Here is a 16,755-nt window from a genome sequence, read left to right as displayed (position 1 = left end):
TCCGCAACTGCATGTCACGGTTTCCGCTTACAGGCCCAGGGCAGCAATACCAGCCTTGGCGATCTGCACGTCCTCAGTCGATTTCACGCCGGATACGCCGACCGCACCCAGATACTCGCCGCCAACGACGATAGGCACACCGCCTTCGAGCAGGCCTTCCAGGTTTGGTGCAGTAATGAACGAAAAACGCCCGTTATTGATCATGTCTTCGTAAATCTTCGATTCGCGCTGGCCCAGAGCGGAAGTCTTGGCCTTGGCCGGCGAAATGTGCGCCGAAATCGGCGCCGCGCCGTCCATGCGCTGCAGCCACAGCAGGTGACCGCCATCGTCGACGATGGAAATCGTCACCGCCCAGTGATTCGCCAGCGCTTCCGCTTCTGCTGCAGCGGCAATTTTCTTGACATCATCGAGTGTCAACACTTGTTTCGATTTCATTTTTGCTCCTTGTGAAAATAACTGATTATTGTACTTTAGTGCCTCGCAATAGACATCAACCACCAACATCCCCCGCCCAGATAATTTCTGGCGCGATATTTGCTTTAAAGAAACCACGAAAATCGCAGCACACCGGCCACCTTTCAGATTCGTCCGATATTAATTGCAATATTGTCATGGTAAAGTAGCCCCCTTTCGCCTCTCCGGTTTGACAGGCGAATCTTATTCACTTACATTCATGCGGTCGCAATGTCACAGAGCCCATCTAACACGATGACGATTAAAGAAGCCTTCCCTCATCTCCAGACCTTGGTCCTGGCTTGCACGCTGATCGCCAGTTTGTGGCTGTGCAGCCCCGCGCGGGCTTCTGACATTACCGTCTTTGAGCCACAACCCCAGCCCCTCACCACCCGCAGCAAACTCCAGCAATTTACAGACCGCGCCTCGGACTTGGCAGTGAGCGCGATGGGCATGATTGGAATTCATTACAAATACGGTGGCAACAACCCGGAAAACGGCCTCGATTGCAGCGGCTTGGTGCGCTATGTATTCAAGGACGCCTGGGGCGTGAATGTTCCACGCACGGCGGCGGAGCTGAGCCGCAGCGGCGAAAAAATCGACAAGCAGGATTTGAAGCCGGGCGACCTGGTGTTCTATAACACTTTGCGCCGCAGCTTCTCTCACGTCGGCATCTATCTCGGCGACAATAAATTCATCCATGCCCCGTCCAGCGGCGGCAAGGTGCGCATCGAGAGCATGGACCTGGCCTACTGGAAAGCGCGCTTCAATGGGGCGCGCCGCATCAACGACCCGGAACCGGGCAGCGACAATCAGCAATAAGCAGCGCTCAATTACAATCAGTGCAAAAAATCCCCTGCCAGTTCAGACTGCCAGGGGATTTTTGTTATTTGACGCTACTCTCCACTTGCCAATTACAGCCAAACGCCCAAAACACCACATTTTTTCGTTCAGTGCGTGGCAGCAGCGCAGATCCCAAAGGTAAGCTGATTATCAAATGCACAAATGGATGCCGGCTACCGTTAACAAGATTGCAGCACGCCCAGTCATTCTTCGCGCTTGTCCTTCAGCTTCTTCTTGATGGCTGCCATTTGCGCCATGGCAGCCTGCTCGCCCGCCAGGATCGCGGTATTGCGCGCGGCAAAGTCATTGCCCTTCATCGCTCCCAGCTCAGGACGGATGACGATGTCCGCATCTTTCAATTCATAGCTGTTGATGCTTTGGCCCATGATGGCGAAAGTCTGCAGCAGCACATCGACCGAGCTGGAAGCGGCCTGCGCTTCCGGCGATGCGGAAATATTTACGGCGATCACGAAATCCGCCCCCATTTCATGAGCAAAACGCACCGGCACCGGCGACACCAGGCCGCCATCCACATATTGCCGGCCGCCGACCAGCACCGACTGGAACACGCCGGGAACGGCCGAAGAGGCGCGCACCGCGGTTCCCGTATTGCCACGACGGAACAAGATCGGCGCACCGGAATTCAGATCGGTCGCCACTGCGCCGAACGGGATCTTCAGTTTTTCAATCGGCACATTGTGGATAGTCTTGTTGACGTAGTTCTGGATCGCCTCGCCCTTCAGCACGCCGCTGACCTTGGCAAAAAACGGCACCGACCAGTCTGAAATCGCCGCCTCGTCCATCTGCAGCGCGATCTTTTGCAGCGCAAAGCCATTGTTGCCGGCCGCGTACAAGGCGCCGACAACACTGCCGGCGCTGGTGCCCACCACGATGTCAGGCACGATGCCTTGCGACTCCAGCGCCTTGATCACGCCGATATGGGCAAAGCCGCGCGCTGCGCCGCCACCCAGCGCCAGGCCGATCTTGACCGGCTTGCTGACTTTCGGCTGCACCGTTGGCACAACCGCCACCGGCGGCGTCGGCGGTGCGATCTGGCCGCCGCCGCAAGCGGATAGAACGGCGCACAGGGCAAGGCTGATGGCGAAACGCGGGGATAAGTGCAAAGATGGCATGGCAGTCGGCAGGTTGGCGGGCAAATGGGGCGACAGGCTGTCGCCGCAGAATTGTAGCCGATGTTGGCGATTTCAGCCCATGCCGCGGACGCTCACGCTTCCTCTTCAGCAACAATCGAACTTGCCGGCAGCCTGACGGTGAAGACGCTGCCCTCGCCCGGCCGCGACTCGACACCCAGGGTGCCGTGATGGCGCAGCAGGACGTGCTTGACGATCGCCAGGCCGAGGCCGGTGCCCTGGGTTTCCCGCGAACGGCTCTTGTCGACCCGGTAAAAGCGCTCGGTCAGACGGGAAATGTGCTCGCTGCTGATGCCGATGCCCGAATCCCTGACCACCAGCTGCGGACCGGCCTTGCTATTTTGCCAGGCGATCTGGATCTTGCCGCCGGCCGGCGTGTAGCGCACCGCATTGGCAATCAGGTTGCTGAAGGCGCTGCGCAGCTCGTCGCTGCTGCCGTTGATGTCCGGGCCGTCGACCGTCAGCGACAGCACATGCTTGCCGGCCGAGAGGATTTCCGCTTCCAGCAGCAGGTTGTGCAGCATGGCGTCGATATTCACGCGCTCCGGCCGCAAGGGATAATCGACCGATTCCAGCCGGGTCAGGGTGAGCATGTCGCCGATCAGGCTTTGCATGCGATGGCCCTGTTCTGTCATCAGCTGCAAATGCGCGGAGCGGGTTTTCTGGTCCAGGTCGGGCTGGGCCTGGGCGATCTCCAGGAAGCCGTTGATGACGGTCAGCGGCGTGCGCAGCTCATGCGAAGCATTGGCGATGAAGTCGCGCCGCATCATGTCGATCCGCTCCGATTCGGTGGCGTCGTGCGTCACCAGGATCTGGCGGCGGTTTTCGAACGGGATGATCTGCACGATCAGCTTGCGTTCGCGCAAGCTCAGCGTCAGCGGCTGGTCGTAACGGCCGAGGATGATGTAGTCGATGAAATCCGGGGTGCGGATCAGGTTGGTGACGCGCATCCCTTTGTCGCGCCCGTGCTGCAGGCCCAGATGCCGTTCGGCGGCCGGATTGCACCATTCCAGGAACAGCACGTCGTCCATGATGACAACGCCGTCCGGCAGCAGATGCATGGCCTGGCGGAAACGCGCCAGCCATTCGCTCAGTTCGGTCTGGTGCTTTTCGTCGTCGCGCCGCAACCGGTAAAGCCGCGAAAAAATATCGGTCCAGGCGCCCCAGCCGTCCGGCAGCTTCTCGCTGCGCGGATTGTCCAGCCAGCCGCTGAGGCGGAACAGGTAGTGCAGCTGCACCACCACCGCCACCGACATCAGGGCGAGTCCCAGCAGCAGGCCGGGGGTGGCGCCAAACAAGGCCCAGACCACGCCTGAGACGACAAAGATCAACAGGATCCGCAGCAAGGCCGGGATCCAGAACAGCATCTGTGGATTCATAAATCACTATTTTGCGATGGAAGCATCGGTTTAGCCGTTCGGCCGGATGATCCGGGCCGACGCTCTGCCGGAAGCGAAACTGGCTTGTATTCTGCGCTACTTTGCCGAAAGCATGTAGCCGACGCTGCGCACTGTGCGGATCAGGTGCTCCGATTCCCGCAGCGCCTTGCGCAAGCGCAGCACGTGGACGTCGACGGTGCGCTCTTCGATCACTACGTGGTCGCCCCATACCTTGTCCAGCAACTGGCTGCGGGAAAACACCCGGTCCGGATTCGCCATGAAAAATTTCAGCAGGCGATATTCGGCATGGCCGATATCGATCTTCTGGTTCTCCAGGCACACCGAGCAGCTGGCCGGATCGAGCGACACCGCGCCGGCCGACATCATGCCGGGCGCCTCATCGCCGCCCTTGCGCCGCAGCAGCGCCTTCACCCGCGAGGTCAGCTCGCGCGGCGAGAATGGCTTGGTCATGTAGTCGTCGGCGCCGTTGTCCAGGCCTTGGACCTTGTCCTCTTCCATGCTTTTCGCGGTCAGCATCATCACCAGCATCGATTGCAGCTGGCGGTCGGCGCGCATTTGCGACAGCAGGCGCAAGCCGCTCTGGTCGGGCAGCATCCAGTCCAGCAACACCAGGTGCGGCATGCGGCGCTGGACGAATTCCCAGCCGTCGGCAGCGGTATGAACGATGGATGGGGTCCAGCCTGCTTCCTTGATGGTGAAGCCTATCAATTCGGCAATTGCCGGCTCATCTTCGATAATCAGGATAGAGGTTTTATCGGCGGCCATTTTTCAATGCGTAGTTAATATTCATCAAAAACATTAAACTTCGTCGTCGAGCTGGCTGGTCGCGTAATCGGTATGGCGGATATCCTTGCCTTCGACAATATAGATCACGTATTCGGCAATATTCTTGGCGTGGTCGCCTATGCGTTCGACCGCCTTTGCCACCCACAGGGTATCCATGGAGGCCGAAATGGTGCGCGGATCTTCCATCATGAAAGTGATCAGGTTGCGCATGATCGAGCGGAAATCGCGGTCGATCACGGCGTCCTGGGCGATCAGGCGCATCGCCTGCTTTTCGTCCAGCCGCGCCAGCGCGTCCAGCGCATCGTGCAGCAGATCGGCGGCGCCGCTGGCGATCACGCGCACCGTTTCGGTATGGTCGATGGTGCCGATGCCGCGCTTGTGCAAATGGATCGCAGTGCGGGCGATCTTGGCGGCCTCGTCGCCGATGCGTTCGAGATCGGTAATCACCTTGATGGTCGCCATCACGGTGCGCAGATCGTTGGCGGTCGGCTGGCGGCGCACGATCAGGTGGCTGCAGGCATCGTCCAGTTCGACTTCCAGGCGGTTGACCTGGTCGTCATCCTTGATCACGCGCTCGGCCGCATCCAGGTTGCCGTTGCGGAAAACGTTGATCGCTTCCTGGAATTGCCGCTCGACCAGGCCGCCCATGAGCAACACCTTGGAGCGGATGGTTTCCAGGTCCGTGTCGTACTGCTTTGAAGAGTGTTCGCCTGTCATCTGATTTCCTTCTGTTCTTTGCAGAGTGTATTGTTGGCCCGGGCCGGCTCAACCAAAACGGCCGGTAATGTAATCCTGGGTTTCCTTGCGCGCAGGATTCATGAAAATCTGGTCGGTCTCGCCGAATTCCACCAGCTCGCCCAGGTACATATAGGCGGTATAGTCCGAGCAGCGCGCGGCCTGCTGCATGTTGTGGGTAACGATGGCAATCGTGTAGTCCTGCTTCAGCTCGCTGATCAGTTCTTCCACCTTGGCGGTCGAGATCGGGTCCAGCGCCGAAGTCGGCTCATCCAGCAGCAGCACGTCGGGACGCACCGCGACGCTGCGGGCGATGCACAGGCGCTGCTGCTGGCCGCCGGACAGGCTCAGGCCGCTCTTGTTCAGCTTGTCCTTGACCTCGCCCCACAAGGCGGCTTTCGACAGCGCCCATTCGACGCGCTCGTCCATTTCGCCCTTAGGCAGGTTTTCGTAGAGGCGGATGCCGAAAGCGATGTTGTCATAGATCGACATTGGAAACGGCGTCGGTTTCTGGAACACCATGCCGACCTTGGCGCGCAGCATGTTCAGATCCTGCCCTGGTTCCAGGATATTGCGGCCGGCGTAGATGATCTTGCCTTCGGCGCGCTGGCCCGGATATAGGTCGTACATGCGGTTGAGCGTACGCAGCAAGGTCGACTTGCCGCAACCTGAAGGACCGATGAATGCCGTCACCTTCTTTTCATTCACTTGCAGATTGATATTCTTCAAGCCCTGGAAATTACCGTAAAAGAAATTCAGCTGCGAGATTTCTATGGTCGGCTGCTTCATTGGCGCCTTTATCGAAGTCATATCGAGTTGATTCGGTTTCATTGAGGTTTGCATGATAGGGATGGCAATCTAAGTGAATACATGAGCCTGAAATTAGCCTGGAAATTAACCCGGAATCTTCTGGCTGAATAATGACCGCGATACGATGTTCAAGGCCAGCACGCTGAAGGTGATCAGCAACGCCCCGCCCCAAGCCAGCGGCACCCAGTTGTCAAACGGGCTCATCGCAAACTGGCTGATGACGACCGGCAGGTTGGCGATCGGCTTGTTCATGTTGGTGCTGAAGAACTGGTTGTTCAACGCCGTGAACAGCAGCGGTGCGGTTTCGCCTGCGATACGCGCGACCGCCAGCAGCACGCCGGTGACAACACCGGCCTTGACCGCACGCAGACGCACCAGCAAGGCGACCTTCCAGCGCGGCGCGCCGAGCGCGAAAGCCGCTTCGCGCAGATTGCCCGGCACCAGTTTCAGCATATTGTCGGTAGTCCGCACCACGACCGGCACCGCAATCAGCGACAGCGCGAAGGAACCGGCCCAGCCTGAAAAATGGCCAACCTTGGCGACGTAGATCGCGTACACGAACAGGCCGATGACGATCGATGGCGCCGACAGCATGATGTCAGTCACAAAGCGCGTCACCTGCGCCAGCTTGCTTTCCTCGCCGTATTCGGCCAGGTAGATGCCGGCCAGGATGCCGATCGGCGTGCTGAACACCGTCGCCAGGCCGACCAGCATCAGGCTGCCGATGATCGGATTGAGCAAGCCGCCGGCGCCGGAACCTGGCGCCGGCGTGTTTTGCGTCAGGATGCCCATGTTGAGGGCGCCGAAGCCCTTGATCACCAGGGTCGCCAGGATCCAGGCCAGCACGGCCAGTCCCAGCGCCATCGCCAGGAACGACAGCACCATGCCGAAGCGGTGCATCAGCAGGCGCTTGCGGTAGACCGGGTTGACCAGCGGCGTGGCCAGGACGTCGATATTGGTTTGCGGAGAGTTCATTATTTCGCGCCTTCTTTACGGGACATGCCCATCAACATGATTTTGGCGATCGACAAGACGATGAAGGTGATCACGAACAGGATCAGGCCCAGCGCAAACAAGGCCGATACGTGCAGCGTGGTGGAAGCTTCGGCGATTTCATTGGCCAGGGTGGAGGCGATACTGTTGCCGGAGGCGAACAGCGACCACGACAGGCGCTGCGCATTGCCGATCACGAAAGTCACCGCCATGGTCTCGCCCAAGGCCCGTCCCAGGCCAAGCATGACGCCGCCGACGACGCCGGTCTTGGCATACGGCAGGACCACCTTGCGCACCACTTCCCAGCGGGTGCAGCCGAGGCCATAGGCCGATTCTTTCAATACGGCGGGGACGACTTCGAAGACATCGCGCATCACCGAGGAAATGAACGGAATGATCATGACCGCCAGGATCAGGCCGGCAGTCAGCAGGCCGATGCCCATTTTCGGGCCGCTGAACAAGACGCCGATGAACGGCACGTTGCCCAGCGTGGAAGCGAGGAAAGGCTGGCCGTATTCGGCAAACAGCGGCGCAAACACGAACAAGCCCCACATGCCGTAGATGATGCTTGGCACGCCGGCCAGCAGTTCTACCGCGGTGCCGAGCGGCCGGCGCAATTTGGCCGGGCAGATTTCAGTCAGGAACAGGGCGATGCCGAAACTGACCGGGAATGCAATCACCAGCGCAATGAAGGAAGTCACCAGGGTGCCGACGATGGCGATCATGGCGCCGTAATGGTCGTTGACCGGATCCCATTCGACGGTGGTGATGAAGGAAGGTCCGAATTCGCGGAATACCGGCCAGGCGCCGATCGCCAGGCAGACGATGATCCCCAGCAGGACGAACAGCACGATCAGCGAAAACAGCAGCGTGACCTTGTGGAACAGGAAATCCTGAATCCGTTGCTTGCGCATGGTCGCCAGCAAGGTCTGGTGCGATATGCCCGCCTGTTCAGCGGTGCTTGCCTGGGGAGAGATCGATTGTGCCATGACAGGAATATTTGCACTCATGAGTAGCGATATCCGATGAAGAATAAGATGCGGCGGCAGAAACGTCCAGCAGCCGGACCGCGCTCGACCTGGAGATGTTTCGCGTGGAGACTATTTACGGCTAAACAATATTCAACGACACGGGCAGCGCTCAATCTTCCCAGAGCCGCTGCCCGCTGTACTTCTGAACCATCTGCATCGGCAGACACTGCCGCCGCCAGGCAAAGCCGGACTGGCGGCCGCTTGCAACAATTACCAGACTGCCTTGCCGGCGTTGTCCTTGATCTGCGCTTTCCAGGATTCTTCCACCAGTTTCACGACCGAAGCAGGGATCGCGACGTAATCCAGTTCAGTGGCAGATGCGCCGCCGTTCTTGTAAGCCCATTCAAAGAACTTCAGGACTTCCTTGCCCTTGGCTGCATCAGGCTGGGTTTTGTGGATCAGGATGAACGAAGCGCTGGTGATAGGCCAGCTGGTCTTGCCGGCTGCGTCCGTGAAATCGACTGCAAAACCTGGTGTCTTGGCCCAGTCGGCGCCAGCTGCGGCTGCCTTGAAAGTTTCGTCGTCAGGCTGCACGAAGCCGCCGTCGCGATTCTTCAGCTGCGTATGCAGCAGCTTGTTTTTCTTGGCGTAGGCATATTCAACATAGCCGATCGAACCCTTGATCTTTTGCACGTTGGCGGAAACGCCTTCGTTGCCCTTGCCGCCCACGCCGACTGGCCATTTGACAGCAGTACCGGCGCCAACGCCGCTCTTGAAGTCAGGGCTGGTCTTCGACAGGTAGCTGGTGAAGACGAAGGAAGTGCCCGAACCGTCAGCGCGGTACACCACGGTGATGTCGGCCGCAGGCAGCTTGACGCCTGGGTTGAGCGCGGTGATTTCAGGCGCGTTCCACTTGGTGATCTTGCCCAGGTAGATGTCGGCCAGAACAGGACCGGTCAGCTTGATTTGACCTGGAGTCACGCCGTCCAGGTTGACGACAGGCACCACGCCGCCCATGATCGCAGGGAACTGCGCCAGGTTGTCAGCGTTCAGGTCTTCCACCTTCAGCGGCATGTCGGAAGCGCCGAAATCCACGGTCTTGGCCTTGATCTGCTTGATGCCGCCGCCGGAACCGATCGATTGGTAGTTCAGGCTGTTGCCGGTTGCGCCCTTGTAGGCTTCAGCCCACTTCGAGTAAATAGGATAAGGAAAAGAAGCGCCGGCGCCGGTGATTTCGGCAGCCATGACTGAAGAAACCGCCAGTGTCGAACCCATTGCGAGAATGGCGGCTTTAACGAGGTAATTCAATCGCATTTATTACTCCCTTGTTGACTGTAAATGTGGTGTGCCCAGGTCGAGACTGTTGTGAAATTGATCTCTTGGCAAGGAAGCCAGTTTCACAACAGCCCCTAAGACAGGGCGAACTCTAACCAAGATTTATGACAGCTTTATGACGAAGAAAAAATGATTGTTAAGGGCATTTGATTGCCAGTAAAATAACAATTGCTGCACCGCAATTAAAGATGGCTATACTGGGCGTGCCGGGCGGGTCCGCCTGCGCCGGATAACATTGCCGAACCTCTCAAGCTCTTCCATTTTCTTCATCAAGCTGTCATATTCACTGCATACACTCCGCCCTAACCATGAGACCAGCCGCCTGATTCATGAACAAAAAAACCAAGTCGGACGAAGATACTAAGCAGCTAAGCGCCCGGTTAGGCGCCAACCCCAGCTTTTTGAATCGCGAATTGTCGCAACTTGCCTTCAATCGCCGCGTCATGGCCCAGGCTGAAGACCGCCATATACCGCTGCTGGAACGATTGCGATACTTATGCATAGTCAGCAACAATCTCGATGAATTCTTTGAAGTCCGCATCGCCAGCCTGCTGGCCAACAGTCAGATTGAAGGAGTAAGCGCCGATCCGCCGGCCCTGGTTGCCGCGCTGGAACGCACCAGCATCGAGTGCCACCAGATCGTTGACCTCCAATACGCCATCCTGAATAAGACAATTCTGCCGCAGCTGTCGGCCAGCGGCATCCACCTGCTGCGGCACAGCGACCGCAACGACGAACAGCGGGCCTGGGTAAAAACCTTCTTCGACCAGGAAATCCGGCCGCTGCTGACCCCCATAGGGCTGGATCCAGCCCACCCCTTCCCCCAGGTAGTCAACAAAAGCCTCAATTTCATTGTCGAAATGGCAGGCAAGGATGCCTTCGGCCGCAGCACCTCGATCGCCATCATCAAGGCGCCGCGCGTGCTGCCGCGCGTGATCCGGCTGCCGGATGTGCTGTCGCCCAGCGGCGCTTCGTTCTGCCTGCTGTCGTCGATCATCCATGCCCACATAGGCGATCTGTTCAGCGGGCGGCAGATACTGGCCTATTCGCAATTCCGGGTCACCCGCAACAGCGACCTGTGGGTGGATGAAGAAGAAGTGAAAAACCTGCGGCAAGCCCTGCAAAGCGAATTGCAGAGCCGTCAGTTCGGCGTCGCCGTCAGGCTGGAGGTGGCGCGCAACTGTCCGCATCATCTGGCGCATTTCCTGCTCGAACAGTTTGCCATCGCCCCCAACCGCTTGTACGCCGTGGACGGCCCGGTCAATATGGTGCGGCTGTCGGAAATGATCGATCAGATCAATGTTCCCGAGCTGCGCTTCCCGCCCTTCGCTGCCGGCCTGCCGCCGCAGCTGGACTCGGGCGGCGACATTTTCGAGCAGCTGAAGCAGAAAGACATCCTGCTGCACCACCCTTTTCAGTCGTTCCAGCCGGTAGTCGATTTCGTCCGCTCGGCGGCTTTCGACGGCAATGTCGTCGCCATCAAGCAGACTATTTACCGCACCGGCATGAATTCCGATCTGATGGAAGCGCTGATCCTGGCGGCGCAACGCGGCAAGGAAGTCACCGTGGTGGTGGAGCTGATGGCGCGCTTCGACGAGGAAGCCAATATCAACTGGGCCGACAAGCTGGAACGCGCCGGCGCCCAGGTTGTGTACGGCGTGGTCGGCCTCAAGACCCATGCCAAGCTGTCGCTGGTGATCCGCCGCGAGCGCGATAAGGACGGCAACGGCGAGCTGCGTTATTACGCCCACCTCGGTACCGGCAACTACCATCCGACCACCACTAAACTGTATACCGACTTCGGCCTGCTCACCTCGAACCAGAAGCTGGCGACCGAGGTCAATGAAGTCTTCATGCACCTGACCAGCCTGACCAAGCCCAAGAAAATGGATTACCTGTGGCTGGCGCCCTTCCTGTTGCAAAAGGAAATCATCCGGGCTATTCACAATGAAGCCGAGATTGCCCGCAAGGGCCGGCCGGCGCGCATCGTCGCCAAGATGAATGCGCTGCTGGACGAATCGGTCATCCGCGCGCTCTACCAAGCCTCGGCCGACGGCGTCAAGATCGAGCTGATCGTGCGCGGCGCCTGCGCGCTCAGGCCCGGCGTTCCCGGCCTGTCCGAGAATATCCATGTGCGCTCCGTCATCGGCCGCTTCCTGGAGCACAGCCGCATCTATTACTTCCGCAACAATCTGCAGCATGACGTCTATCTGGCGAGCGCCGACTGGATGAACCGCAATCTGTTCCGGCGCGTCGAGGTCGGCTTCCCAATACTCGACAAGTTGCTCAAGCGGCGCGTCATCAACGAAGGCCTGACGCCTTACCTGAAAGACAACACCAACGCCTGGAACCTTGGTTCCGACGGCAACTGGAGCAAGCCCAGGCAGCATCGGCGACAAAAACAATACAATGCGCAACGCCACCTGATGCTGGCGCTGGGCGCGCTTTCTCCCTCGCAGTCGCCCTCCCATTCTGCCAACAAGTGAGCAAGGAAAACACATGGAATTGATCCTATGGCGTCACGCTGAGGCGGAAATCGGCGAACCGGACGAAGGCCGCGCCCTGACCGGCAAAGGCCACAAGCAGGCGTGGAAAATGGCTGACTGGCTGGACCGCAACCTGCCGCACAGCTGCAAGATCATCAGCAGCCCGGCCACCCGCACGCTGCAGACCGCCGAGGCGCTCGGCCGCAAATTCAAGATCCATCCCGATCTCGCCCCCGACTGCAGCGCCGAGCAATTGCTGGCCGTCGCCAACTGGCCCAACAACCGTGAACCGGTGCTGATCATCGGCCACCAGCCGACGCTGGGCCAGGCCGCGGCCTTGCTGGTAGCCGGCCAGATGCAGGAATGGTCTATCCGGAAAGGCAGCATCTGGTGGATTGCACAACGCGAGCGCGGCGACATCACCACCAACTTCCTCAAGGCGGTCATGTCGCCGGACCTGATTGCAAAATAGAAGCCTGTTCGAAAACCTGCATGGCGCGCTGGCAGGTGGTATATTTGCGGCCAGCCGTTTAAATGTATTTCGATTTATACCGTTGTTGTGAAACTACAGGATTTTGCGGCATTTCTGTGCATAAGATAAAATGGGACTTGCGTTGCATAATTTGCAACTGCCGATCCCGTTGTACTGGACCACCCAAGAGGTAAGGCATGCTCTATCAATTCCACGAATTCAACCGCTCTCTGCTGCATCCTCTGGTGCAATGGGCAGATGCAGGCACCCGGCTCTTCACCGATCCCATCTCTCCGCTAGCCCACACGCCGTTTGCGCAACGCATCGCCGCCGGTTACGAGCTGATGTACCGTATCGGCAAGGAATATGAAAAGCCGACATTCGACATCGCCAACACGCTGATCAAGGATAAGGAAGTCGGGATTTCCGAAGAAGTCGTCACCTCCCTGCCGTTTTGCCGTTTGTTGCATTTTAAGAAAAATTTAAGCAACAAGGAAGTTGCTGCCCTGAAACAGCCGACCGTGCTGCTGGTAGCGCCGCTGTCCGGCCACCATTCGACGCTGCTGCGCGATACCGTGCGCGGCCTGTTGCCGGAACACGATGTCTACATCACCGACTGGACCGATGCCCGCATGGTGCCGGCCAGCGCCGGCGCTTTCCATCTGCATGACTATATATATTACGTGCAGGCCTTCATCCGCCTGCTGGGCCCGGACCTGCACGTGATCTCCGTCTGCCAGCCGACCGTGCCGGTACTAGCGGCGATTTCGCTGATGGCGACGGAAAAAGACAGCCACCTGCCGAAAAGCATGACCATGATGGGCGGTCCGATCGATCCGCGCAAATCGCCGACCGAAGTCAACAATCTGGCCACGGACAAACCGTTCAGCTGGTTCGAAAATACCGTCATCTATAGCGTGCCGGCCAACTACCCTGGCTTCGGCCGCAAGGTCTACCCGGGTTTCCTGCAGCACGCCGGCTTTGTCGCCATGAACCGCAGCCGCCATGCCCAGAGCCACTGGGATTTCTACATGCATCTGCGTGAGGGCGACAACGAATCCGCGGAAAGCCACCGCAAGTTCTACGACGAATACAATGCGGTGCTGGACATGCCGGCAGAATACTATCTGGAAACCATCAAGACGGTGTTCCAGGATTTCAGCCTGCCGCAAGGCGCCTGGGAAATCGAAGGGAAGCTGGTCCGTCCGCAGGATATCAAGACGGTGGCGCTGTTCACCATCGAAGGCGAACTGGACGACATTTCCGGCCCGGGGCAAACCCAGGCAGCCCACGACCTGTGCAGCGCCATTCCGAAAGCCAAGAAGCAGCATTTCACCGCTGAAAAATGCGGCCATTTCGGCATCTTCTCCGGCCGCCGCTGGCGCGAGATCATTTGCCCGAAAATAACCGCGTTCATCAAAGCCAACGCCTGAACGTTAGCGCTATCTGCCGACGTCGTGGCCATGAAGCCGTTCCTTGCACAGGAACGGCTTTGTTTTTTTAATTCACTGGAAAGTATTATTCAGCAACGCTTTGCGGCCAATTTATGAAATCAATTATTTCCGCAAGCCACAGTATTTTCCGCAAAGTCAATTTTACAAACAGATCGACACTCTACTCGTAGAAGTTGTTATGCAGCTTCATGTTTGGCAATTGGGATAGCTTTCTTTGCGCGAAATCTTATTCTTGGAAATATTGAATTGGAAATTACTGGAAGCCAGAACATCAACCAGATACCATATGATGAAAAATATGCATCTTCGAAAACTGTCATCATGAGCGGGTACAGGGATAACGCATAGAGGTATATCGATAGAGGGCTCCCCCAAGATCGATAACGCATATAAAGACGTTGGTGAAATATGCCAAAGAAAATGAACAGGCATAAAACGCCGATTGACCCAAAATCATGGGTCACTGGGAACAGTGCGCTATATGTGTTGCAATTGAATGGGATCTGCGCAAACTCATTGACTGGATCGCGTGGCAACAGGTCAAACACCGGCCGCAAGAATGAAGGCATCATTGACAAGCCGTCGACTGTCGGGCTTCCAGTGCTCAGGAAATTATTGAAGCATGATAGGCTACTGAATAAATATACCTGCAGATTCCAGCCGATCTGATCCATTAACCCATCATCGCCCTCGCCCTTGCCAAGAACTACGGCAATACCCAAAAATAGCACCACAAATAGGGCGGCAAAAATTAACATATGCCGGGTCTTAATTGCCCCCCGGCGCTTCAGAATTGCGATTGCCGCGATCGTAAACACAAGCAATTGCAGCCGGCCTGTTGTTAAAATCGAGGTGATCGTGCCGACAATCATCAATAACGTTACCAATTTGCGATTCAAGTTCTCTGTATAGCAAAGAAAATAAAGGCAAAAGGCAGAATAAATAATCAATAATTTTATGGCTATTTCATAGGTCTGCAGGCCGGCGAATTTTGCATTGATGATCGCCAGACGTATGGCTATAGGTGATGTTGATTCAGCGTTAGTTACGAACCAATAAATTACGCCTACAAATAAGAATGGCGAAAAATAGATAAAGCGGTTTATCCATCTTGGAGAAGCGTATCTGATGCGAGATGGTTTTTCAGGTAGCTTGAAACGGCTCGCGCCAAATGTCCCAATGAGGAACCCAGTCATTGCGATAGCAACAATTATCCATGCCTCATCCAAAAACGGGTCAAAGGATTCAGCCCAAAAATAATGCACTACGATCTGGGGAATCCATAAGAGCAAAAATAAGAAGGATGGAGAAAGCATAGTGCTGCCTTAAATATCTAAGAAACACTATTTTACACCACACAACATTACCCTCTGATTTGGCGTACCTGAGCGGGCAGCGCCCTGCCGATGTTCTCAAGCTTTTTTCATTTGACGTGGCGCCGCCATGCAGCGCCGGCATTGCAGCCCCGGTATAATACGGGCTATGTTGTCATCACCCAGCCTCCCGCCACAAGTGCCCGCGCCATCTTCGCCCTCCCTCGCCGACCGCATCGAAGCGCTGCTGCCGCAGACGCAATGCACCAAGTGCGGCTATCCTGCCTGCCGGCCGTATGCCGAAGCTGTCGCCGACGGCAGCGCCGGTTACAACCAGTGTCCGCCCGGCGGCAAGGAAGGCGTAGCCCGCCTGGCGCAACTGCTGCAACGGCCGGTCATCCCGCTCAATCCTCTGAACGGCGCCGAGCGGCCGCGGCCGGTAGCGGTCATCGATGAAGCCGCCTGCATCGGCTGCACCCTCTGCATCCAGGCTTGTCCGGTCGATGCCATCGCCGGCGCCGCCAAGCAGATGCACACGGTGATTGCCGAGCTCTGCACCGGCTGCGACCTGTGCGTGGCTCCCTGCCCGGTGGACTGTATTGCGATGATGGATGTCAGCGGCGAGCAAACCGGCTGGGATGCATGGAGCCAGCAGCAGGCCGACGCTGCGCGCGCGCGCCATGACTTCCACAGCTTCCGGCTACGCCGCGAGAAACAGGAAAATGATGACCGGCTGGCAGCCAAGGCGGCAGAAAAACTGAAGGCAGTCGCAGCCGAGGCGGTAACGACGCCAGAACAGCAAGCCGAGCAGCAGCGCAAGAAAGCCATCATCCAGGCCGCCATCGAACGCGCTCGCCTGAAGAAAGAACAACAAGCCGGACAGGCTGCCAAGGACTCCCTATGAACGCCGAAAAACGCCGGGAAATATTCACCCGCCTGCGCGCAGCGCTGCCGCATCCGACTACCGAACTGGAATACACCTCGCCGTTCGAATTGCTGATCTCGGTGATCCTGTCGGCGCAAGCGACCGACGTCTCGGTCAACAAGGCAACTCGCAAACTGTACCCGATCGCCAATACGCCGGCGCAAATCCATGCGCTCGGCATCGACGGCCTGATCCCGTACATCCAGACCATCGGCCTGTACCGCACCAAGGCCAAGAACGTGATCGAAACCTGCCGCATGCTGGTGGAGCTGCACGACGGCCAGGTGCCGCGCACCCGCGAACAGCTGGAAGCGCTGCCCGGCGTCGGCCGCAAGACTGCCAACGTGGTGCTCAATACCGCCTTCGGCGTGCCGACGATTGCCGTCGACACGCATATTTTCAGGGTCTCCAACCGCACGGGCATCGCACCGGGCAAGGATGTCGACGCGGTGGAACACAAGCTGATGAAGCTGGTGCCCGCCGAGTTCCTGCTGGACGCCCATCACTGGCTGATCCTGCATGGCCGCTATACTTGCATCGCGCGCAAGCCGCTCTGCTGGAACTGCAGCATCGCCGACCTGTGCGACTTCAAGGCGAAAACGCCGCTGCCGGAAAAAGGGGTCTGAAT

At 57.9% G+C, this 16,755-nt stretch carries 16 protein-coding genes; 6 read left to right on the top strand and 10 right to left on the bottom strand.

Features of this window, described 5'->3' with window-relative positions:
• Positions 1-27: 27 nt before the first annotated feature.
• Complete coding sequence (locus AC07V8_RS23935; RefSeq protein WP_211441632.1) at positions 28-435, bottom strand: GlcG/HbpS family heme-binding protein; 408 nt, start codon at positions 433-435, stop codon at positions 28-30.
• A gap of 273 nt (positions 436-708) precedes the next feature.
• On the opposite strand from AC07V8_RS23935, the gene AC07V8_RS23930 reads away from it, so the two are divergent.
• Positions 709-1,275 carry a C40 family peptidase gene (locus tag AC07V8_RS23930; RefSeq protein ID WP_494680736.1) on the top strand — a complete coding sequence of 189 codons (567 nt, stop codon included), beginning with the start codon at positions 709-711 and terminating at the stop codon, positions 1,273-1,275.
• A gap of 224 nt (positions 1,276-1,499) precedes the next feature.
• On the opposite strand, the gene AC07V8_RS23925 is transcribed toward AC07V8_RS23930, so the two are convergent.
• From AC07V8_RS23925 to pstS, 8 genes are all read right to left on the bottom strand, one after another.
• Positions 1,500-2,429, bottom strand: coding sequence for a patatin-like phospholipase family protein (locus tag AC07V8_RS23925; RefSeq protein ID WP_494680735.1), 930 nt, complete (start codon positions 2,427-2,429; stop codon positions 1,500-1,502).
• A 92-nt stretch (positions 2,430-2,521) separates the two neighbouring features.
• Positions 2,522-3,826, bottom strand: coding sequence for a phosphate regulon sensor histidine kinase PhoR (phoR, locus tag AC07V8_RS23920; RefSeq protein WP_494680734.1), 1,305 nt, complete (start codon positions 3,824-3,826; stop codon positions 2,522-2,524).
• Positions 3,827-3,922: 96 nt separating this feature from the next.
• A complete protein-coding gene (locus AC07V8_RS23915; protein WP_098496642.1) occupies positions 3,923-4,612 on the bottom strand; it encodes a winged helix-turn-helix domain-containing protein in 690 nt (229 codons plus the stop codon).
• Positions 4,613-4,645: 33 nt separating this feature from the next.
• Positions 4,646-5,350 (bottom strand): phosphate signaling complex protein PhoU, encoded by a 705-nt coding sequence (gene phoU / locus AC07V8_RS23910; RefSeq protein ID WP_211441636.1) that lies wholly within the window; start codon positions 5,348-5,350, stop codon positions 4,646-4,648.
• A gap of 48 nt (positions 5,351-5,398) precedes the next feature.
• Complete coding sequence (pstB, locus tag AC07V8_RS23905) at positions 5,399-6,199, bottom strand: phosphate ABC transporter ATP-binding protein PstB (RefSeq protein WP_230411388.1); 801 nt, start codon at positions 6,197-6,199, stop codon at positions 5,399-5,401.
• A gap of 63 nt (positions 6,200-6,262) precedes the next feature.
• Positions 6,263-7,153: a phosphate ABC transporter permease PstA gene (gene pstA, locus AC07V8_RS23900; RefSeq protein WP_494680733.1), complete on the bottom strand. Its 891-nt coding sequence runs from the start codon at positions 7,151-7,153 to the stop codon at positions 6,263-6,265.
• Positions 7,153-8,181 carry a phosphate ABC transporter permease subunit PstC gene (gene pstC / locus AC07V8_RS23895; protein WP_098496639.1) on the bottom strand — a complete coding sequence of 343 codons (1,029 nt, stop codon included), beginning with the start codon at positions 8,179-8,181 and terminating at the stop codon, positions 7,153-7,155. The genes pstA and pstC overlap by 1 nt, the downstream gene beginning before the upstream one ends.
• Before the next feature lie 231 nt (positions 8,182-8,412).
• Complete coding sequence (gene pstS, locus AC07V8_RS23890; RefSeq protein ID WP_494680751.1) at positions 8,413-9,417, bottom strand: phosphate ABC transporter substrate-binding protein PstS; 1,005 nt, start codon at positions 9,415-9,417, stop codon at positions 8,413-8,415.
• Positions 9,418-9,806: 389 nt separating this feature from the next.
• Between pstS and ppk1 the strand changes: the two genes are divergently transcribed.
• The 3 genes from ppk1 to AC07V8_RS23875 all read left to right on the top strand — a co-directional run bounded on the left by ppk1 (position 9,807) and on the right by AC07V8_RS23875 (position 13,868).
• Positions 9,807-11,963, top strand: coding sequence for a polyphosphate kinase 1 (gene ppk1, locus AC07V8_RS23885; RefSeq protein ID WP_494680731.1), 2,157 nt, complete (start codon positions 9,807-9,809; stop codon positions 11,961-11,963).
• 13 nt (positions 11,964-11,976) lie between these two features.
• A complete protein-coding gene (locus tag AC07V8_RS23880) occupies positions 11,977-12,435 on the top strand; it encodes a SixA phosphatase family protein (protein ID WP_098496636.1) in 459 nt (152 codons plus the stop codon).
• Between the two features lie 197 nt (positions 12,436-12,632).
• The gene (locus AC07V8_RS23875) at positions 12,633-13,868 is read left to right on the top strand and encodes a polyhydroxyalkanoate depolymerase (protein ID WP_494680730.1); all 1,236 of its coding nucleotides are present in this window, start codon (positions 12,633-12,635) and stop codon (positions 13,866-13,868) included.
• A 197-nt stretch (positions 13,869-14,065) separates the two neighbouring features.
• Here the strand turns inward: AC07V8_RS23875 and AC07V8_RS23870 are convergent, their stop codons facing one another.
• A complete protein-coding gene (locus AC07V8_RS23870; RefSeq protein WP_494680729.1) occupies positions 14,066-15,205 on the bottom strand; it encodes an O-antigen polymerase in 1,140 nt (379 codons plus the stop codon).
• Between the two features lie 166 nt (positions 15,206-15,371).
• Between AC07V8_RS23870 and rsxB the strand changes: the two genes are divergently transcribed.
• Both rsxB and nth read left to right on the top strand, forming a co-directional pair.
• Complete coding sequence (rsxB, locus tag AC07V8_RS23865) at positions 15,372-16,106, top strand: electron transport complex subunit RsxB (protein WP_494680728.1); 735 nt, start codon at positions 15,372-15,374, stop codon at positions 16,104-16,106.
• Positions 16,103-16,753, top strand: a complete 651-nt coding sequence (nth, locus tag AC07V8_RS23860) for an endonuclease III (protein WP_494680727.1) — start codon at positions 16,103-16,105, stop codon at positions 16,751-16,753. The genes rsxB and nth overlap by 4 nt, the downstream gene beginning before the upstream one ends.
• Positions 16,754-16,755 lie beyond the last annotated feature (2 nt).

This window comes from Collimonas sp. GW821-FHT02H07, from assembly GCF_059421505.1.
Note: the sequence above shows the minus strand (reverse complement) of the source record. Positions and strands in the feature narration are given on the sequence as shown.

Bases quoted from the DNA above. Each gene is read 5' to 3' on its own strand.
- AC07V8_RS23935 (WP_211441632.1), bottom strand. From the start codon at position 435: ATGAAATCGAAACAAGTGTTGACACTCGATGATGTCAAGAAAATTGCC.
- AC07V8_RS23930 (WP_494680736.1), top strand. From the start codon at position 709: ATGACGATTAAAGAAGCCTTCCCTCATCTCCAGACCTTGGTCCTGGCT.
- AC07V8_RS23925 (WP_494680735.1), bottom strand. From the start codon at position 2,429: ATGCCATCTTTGCACTTATCCCCGCGTTTCGCCATCAGCCTTGCCCTG.
- phoR (WP_494680734.1), bottom strand. From the start codon at position 3,826: ATGAATCCACAGATGCTGTTCTGGATCCCGGCCTTGCTGCGGATCCTG.
- AC07V8_RS23915 (WP_098496642.1), bottom strand. From the start codon at position 4,612: ATGGCCGCCGATAAAACCTCTATCCTGATTATCGAAGATGAGCCGGCA.
- phoU (WP_211441636.1), bottom strand. From the start codon at position 5,350: ATGACAGGCGAACACTCTTCAAAGCAGTACGACACGGACCTGGAAACC.
- pstB (WP_230411388.1), bottom strand. From the start codon at position 6,199: ATGAAACCGAATCAACTCGATATGACTTCGATAAAGGCGCCAATGAAG.
- pstA (WP_494680733.1), bottom strand. From the start codon at position 7,153: ATGAACTCTCCGCAAACCAATATCGACGTCCTGGCCACGCCGCTGGTC.
- pstC (WP_098496639.1), bottom strand. From the start codon at position 8,181: ATGAGTGCAAATATTCCTGTCATGGCACAATCGATCTCTCCCCAGGCA.
- pstS (WP_494680751.1), bottom strand. From the start codon at position 9,417: ATGGGTTCGACACTGGCGGTTTCTTCAGTCATGGCTGCCGAAATCACC.
- ppk1 (WP_494680731.1), top strand. From the start codon at position 9,807: ATGAACAAAAAAACCAAGTCGGACGAAGATACTAAGCAGCTAAGCGCC.
- AC07V8_RS23880 (WP_098496636.1), top strand. From the start codon at position 11,977: ATGGAATTGATCCTATGGCGTCACGCTGAGGCGGAAATCGGCGAACCG.
- AC07V8_RS23875 (WP_494680730.1), top strand. From the start codon at position 12,633: ATGCTCTATCAATTCCACGAATTCAACCGCTCTCTGCTGCATCCTCTG.
- AC07V8_RS23870 (WP_494680729.1), bottom strand. From the start codon at position 15,205: ATGCTTTCTCCATCCTTCTTATTTTTGCTCTTATGGATTCCCCAGATC.
- rsxB (WP_494680728.1), top strand. From the start codon at position 15,372: ATGTTGTCATCACCCAGCCTCCCGCCACAAGTGCCCGCGCCATCTTCG.
- nth (WP_494680727.1), top strand. From the start codon at position 16,103: ATGAACGCCGAAAAACGCCGGGAAATATTCACCCGCCTGCGCGCAGCG.